The 4,837-nt window shown below is 74.5% G+C and carries 6 protein-coding genes; 3 read left to right on the top strand and 3 right to left on the bottom strand.

All coding sequences use genetic code 11. The features are described from left to right. The 3 genes from LLG88_16185 to LLG88_16175 form a co-directional block, all read right to left on the bottom strand. Positions 1–701: HAD family hydrolase (locus LLG88_16185; protein ID MCE5248446.1), on the bottom strand; the 701-nt coding region annotated here is incomplete at its 3' end. Continuing rightward, positions 698–1,324, bottom strand: a complete 627-nt coding sequence (locus LLG88_16180; protein ID MCE5248445.1) for a DUF4126 domain-containing protein — start codon at positions 1,322–1,324, stop codon at positions 698–700. The genes LLG88_16185 and LLG88_16180, both read right to left, overlap by 4 nt. Positions 1,325–1,413: 89 nt before the next feature. Further along, on the bottom strand, positions 1,414–2,061 hold the full coding sequence (locus tag LLG88_16175) for a YkgJ family cysteine cluster protein (protein MCE5248444.1): 648 nt from the start codon (positions 2,059–2,061) through the stop codon (positions 1,414–1,416). A gap of 78 nt (positions 2,062–2,139) precedes the next feature. Between LLG88_16175 and LLG88_16170 the strand changes: the two genes are divergently transcribed. From LLG88_16170 to LLG88_16160, 3 genes are all read left to right on the top strand, one after another. Then, positions 2,140–2,733, top strand: a complete 594-nt coding sequence (locus LLG88_16170; GenBank protein MCE5248443.1) for a GNAT family N-acetyltransferase — start codon at positions 2,140–2,142, stop codon at positions 2,731–2,733. 1 nt (position 2,734) lies between these two features. Next, complete coding sequence (locus LLG88_16165; GenBank protein ID MCE5248442.1) at positions 2,735–3,889, top strand: M20/M25/M40 family metallo-hydrolase; 1,155 nt, start codon at positions 2,735–2,737, stop codon at positions 3,887–3,889. A 240-nt stretch (positions 3,890–4,129) separates the two neighbouring features. Next, on the top strand, positions 4,130–4,837 hold a 708-nt coding region (locus LLG88_16160; GenBank protein MCE5248441.1), incomplete at its 3' end, for a M13 family metallopeptidase.

Raw genomic sequence — 4,837 nt, 5'->3', positions numbered from 1 at the left:
CCGAGCGCCGCGGGAAGATCGGCGAGGGAGGCGAGCCGCGGCGCGTCGACGTCGGCGTGGACGCCGTGCGGGTCGAGCAGCAGCGGCTCGATCCCCGCGGCGCGCGCGCCGACGACGTCGAACGCGGGCACGTCCCCCACGAAAAGGCACTCCTCCGGGCGCGCGCCGAGCCGCTCGAGGCAGACGGCGAAGATCCGCGGATCAGGCTTGGCCACGCCGACGAGCGCCGAATCGACGACCGTCTCGAGGAACTCGCCGAACCCCGCCTCGACGAGGTCCGCCTCGACCTGTCCCTCGGCGTTGCTGACGACCGCGAGGCGCCGTCCCGCTTCGTGCAGGACGCGCAGCGTCTCGCGCGCCCCGTCCACCGGCCGCCGCCAGAGGCCGCGCTCCCGGTTCGCGCGCCAGAGCGCCTCCAGCGCCGCGGGGATCGCCTCCGCCGCGACGCCGGCGTCGCCGAGGACGCGCGCGAAGTAGCCGTTCCAGAGGCCGCGCGCCCCGAGCTCCTTCCGCAGCGCCGCGTCGGCCCAGCGCCGCGCCCGCGCCTCCGCCGCGTCGAACGCGACGTTGGGCGGCGCGCCGGCGCCGGCCGGGATCGCCGCGCGGACGCGGTCGTAGTCGAGCGTGATCAGCGTGCCCCCGGCGTCGAAGAGCACGACCGGCCGCGCCGCGAGGGCGGCCGGCAGCGCGGGGGCGCTCACGGGGCGCCGAGGTCGGCGCGCAGCCGGCCCACGCGCCGCAGGAAGACGCGCACGAGCCGGTAGGTGAGGTAAGCGCCGACCAAGACGAGGATCAGCGCGGCGAAGCCGGCGAGCACGGCGAGGACGGCGCCGACGATCGTGACGATGTCCTCGAAGAAGGAGATGAACGGCGAGGCGAGGCCCCCCGTGCCGAAGGTCGAGAGCAGGCGGATCTTGGCCTTCCCGAGATGGAGGACGCCGGCGAGCGGCGCGCCGACGACCAGCCCGGCGGCCGCGGCGGCCCACGGCGGGACGCCGCCGAGCGAGGCGGCGAAGGCCAGCGCGCCGGCGAGCGGGCGGACGATCGTCTGCACGACGTCGAGCGCGTGGTCGAGCGCGGGGATCTTGTCCGCGGCGAGCTCGAAGAGGACGGCGACGGAGAGGACGACGAGCACCGGCGTCGAGGCGAGCCACTCGAACGACGGACTGAGCAGCGGCCGCCCGAGGAGCATCTCCGAGAGATGGAAGCGGGCCGCGAGGCCGACGACGAGCGGCGGCAGGAAAGCCCTCAGCCCGCAGCACGCCGCGAGCGCGATGCCGGCCGCGACCTCGGCCGCCAACATCGGCCAAGACACACCGTCCATAGGCGAATTATTCCACAGCTCCCGCCCCGATTCTGCCGCCGGGATTACTCCGGCCGGCTAATTCCTGAGCGGATCCGGCTACGGGTGCGTCAGGGCGCGAGGAGGGCGGCGGCTATGATCGTGCCGCAGGCCTCGGGGTCGCTCGCCGCCTCCGGCCCGGCCAGCTCGGCCATCAGCCGCAGTTCCCGCGCCTCGAACGAGGCGTGGTCGAAGTGGAGCGCCGGCTTGTCCTCGAGGTTCTCGGGCGGCAGGTTCCGCGGGCAGTCGCCGCCGACGAACGCCTCCTCGCCCGGATCCCACATCGGCAGGCCGTGCAGGCGGCAGACGAGCGGCCGGTGCTCGTAGAGCCGGCAGGCGCCGTCCGCCGCGAGGCAGGGGCAGGGAACCTCGTCGAGCGTCTCGCAGAGGGCGTCGAACCGCGGAACGCCCAAGTCGCCCAAGCGGTAGGGGGGCGCCCAGTCGGGCGCGGCGTCGCGGACCGCGGCCAGCGCCGCGCGCGCCGCCTCGAGGATCGCCGACCGCGCCGCCGCCGGCGCCGCGTCGAGGCCGGCGCGGAGGAGCCCCGCGTCGAGCGGCGTGACGTCGAACAGGCCGCGGCAGCAGCCGTCGCAGCCGCGGCCGCACTGCGCCTCGGCGCGGTGCGCCGCGAGCGCCCGCGCGAACCACGCGTCCGCCTCGGCGACGAGGCGGCGGTAACGGCCGACGATCGTCGCGTCCGGATCGGTTCGATCGCTCATGGCCCGAGCGTGCTCCGTCCCGGCCGTTTCGGCAACGGCGGCGGGGGCGGCGTACCATGACGCCGAGAGGTGTTTCTTATGTCGGACACGAAAAGGAAACCTGCGAAACAGAAGGAGCACGGCGCCAGCGTGACCGTGCGCGAGATGGAGCTGGAGGATCTGCCCAAGGTCTACGCCCTCGGCGAGAAGGTCTTCACCGCCGACAAGTGGCCCAACCTCTACCGCACCTGGGACGAATACGAGATCGTCGACCGCTTCGCCGCCGACGGCGAGACCTGCCTCGTCGCGGAGCTGGACGACAAGGTCGTCGGGTTCGCGCTCGGCACCGTGATCGAGAAGCGGCACAGCGCGTGGAACTACGGCTATCTGCTCTGGCTCGGCGTCGATCAGGAGGTCGGCCCGCTGGGCATCGGCTCGAAGCTGTTCGCGCGGATGCAGGACCTGCTGATCGAGCAGGGGGCGCGGATGATGCTCGTCGACACCGCGGCGGAGAACGTGCGGGCGATCCATTTCTTCCGCAAGCAGGGGTTCGGCAACGAGACGGGGCACGTCTACCTGTCGAAGAACCTGACCCACGAGATCGAGACGGTCGAGCGCCGCAAGCGCCGCCGCCGCACCCTTTCCGGCGCCCACCCGGCCGGCTCCGTCACCGGCCCGGGCGAGGACGACTGAGGTGCCGGGGGACGGCGCCGTCGCGCGCGCCCTCGCCGCGGTCGACGCGTCCCGTCTGGAGCGGCTGCTGATCGACGTGGTCGGCCGCTACAGCCCCTCGTACGCCGAGGGGCCGGCGACCGACCTGTTCGAGGAGGCGCTCCTCGCCGCCGGCCTGCCGTGCCGCCGCCAACCGGCGCCGGCCGAGGGCGCGGACGACGACCGCGCCAACCTGATCGTCGAGCTCGGCCCGCGCCCCGCGGAGCTGTTCTTCGTCGGCCACGTGGACACGATCCCGCTCCTCTCCGACGAGAAGCTCGGCGCGCGGCGCGAGGGGGACGTGCTGCACGGCCTCGGCGCGGCCGACATGAAGGCCGGCTGCGCGGCGATGGTCGCGGCGTTCGCCGCGCTCGCCGCGGCCGGCGTCGCCCCGCGCCGCGGGATCGGCCTCGCGCTGGTCGTCGGCGAGGAGGAGTACGGCGACGGCACGGCCAAGCTGCTCGAGGAGCTGCGCGCGCCGCTGGTCGTGATCGGCGAGCCGACCGGGCTCGTCCCCTGCCTCGCCCACAACGGCTACTTCGAGGCGCACCTCGAGGCGGAGGGGGTGCGCGCGCACGCCGCGCTCCCCGACGTCGGGGCCAACGCGATCCACGCCCTGCTCGGCTGGCTGCGGCGGATCATCGCCGGCCTCGCCGACCTTCCCGCCGCCGAGGCGCTCGCCGTCAACCTGCGCGAGATCAACGGCGGCGAGAGCCGCTTCGTCGTCGCCGACCGCTGCTCGGCCCTGCTCGACGTCCATCTGCCGCCGGGAAGCGACCGCGCGCAGGTCGAGGCGGCGGTGGAGAACGCGCGCGCGGCGACGCTCGCCGAGAACGCGCGGGCGAGCCTCGACTGGCGACTCGGCTACTGGGCCGCCGGCTATGCGCTCGACCCCGCCGACCCGCGCCTCGCCCCGCTCGCGCCGGCCTTCGCCGCCGCCGGGCTGCCGTGCGCGCCGGCCGTCTTCCGCTCCCATTCCGACGGCAGCCTCTTCCACGAGGCGGGGTCGGCGCCGGTCGTCTGCGGCCCCGGACGGCTCGAGGTCGCTCACACAAAGCACGACCAGGTCTCGCTGGCCGAGACGGTCGCCGCGGCGCGCCTCTACGCCGCGCTCGCCGCCGGCTTCGCCGCGTCCTGAGCCGTCGGCCGAGACGCGACGGCTTCGACCTCCTCGCCGCGGACCCTGCGGGACGCGCCGACGGACGGCTTCGCGGCCGGGCGAGTCGCCCCCGCGCGGCGACCGCTGAACCGTCCGCGGCGACCGTCCGCGCGACCGGCCCGGCGGGCGCCCCGCCGGCGGCGGGCGGCCGCCTAAACTACAGTGGTTCTGTTCCGTCGGCGGAACCCCCGCCGCCGCCCTCTTCCTAGGAGCAACCTGATGAAACCACGGCGCCTCTTCGCGATCTCGCTGGCCGCGCTCGCGGCGACCTCGGCGGCCCTCGCCGCCGGCGCGCCCGCCGCAGCGCCCGCCCCCGCCACGTCCCCGAAGTTCGACCCCCAGGTCGTCCTGAACGACATGGACCGGACCCTCGATCCCTGCCAGGACTTCTACAAGTACGCCTGCGGCGGTTGGTTCAAGCACGCGACGCTCCCCGGCGACCAGGTCGTCTGGGGCCGCGGCTTCAGCGAGATCGACCAGCGCAACCGCGAGAACGTGCGCGCGGTGCTCGAGGCGGCGGCGGCTCACCCGACGACGCCCGACCAGGCGAAGCTCGGCGCGTACTACGGGTCCTGCATGGACGAGGCCGCGATCGAGAAGCGCGGCGCCGAGCCGATCAAGGACCTGCTGGCCCTGGTGGACGGCGTGAAGGACGCCAAGACGCTGATGGCCGTCGCCGGGAAGCTCGCCACCCAAGGCGCGGACTCGCTCTTCAGCGGCGAAGTCGCCGCCGACTTCAAGAACCCCGACATCAGCATCCTGCACATGTTCCAGGGCGGCCTCGGACTGCCCGACCGCGACTACTACCTCGCCGACGACCCGCGGATGGCCGACCTGCGCGGCAAGTACGTCGCCCACGTGGCGAAGATGCTCGAACTGGCCGGCGAGAAGGCGGCCGACGCGAAGGCCGACGCCGACCGCGTGATG

The sequence above is a fragment of the bacterium genome, assembly GCA_021372775.1.
Classification (GTDB): Bacteria; Acidobacteriota; Polarisedimenticolia; order J045; family J045; genus JAJFTU01.
Note: the sequence above shows the minus strand (reverse complement) of the source record. Positions and strands in the feature narration are given on the sequence as shown.

Coding starts and splice junctions, on each gene's coding strand:
- LLG88_16180 (MCE5248445.1), bottom strand. CDS start 1,324: ATGGACGGTGTGTCTTGGCCGATGTTGGCGGCCGAGGTCGCGGCCGGC.
- LLG88_16175 (MCE5248444.1), bottom strand. CDS start 2,061: ATGAGCGATCGAACCGATCCGGACGCGACGATCGTCGGCCGTTACCGC.
- LLG88_16170 (MCE5248443.1), top strand. CDS start 2,140: ATGTCGGACACGAAAAGGAAACCTGCGAAACAGAAGGAGCACGGCGCC.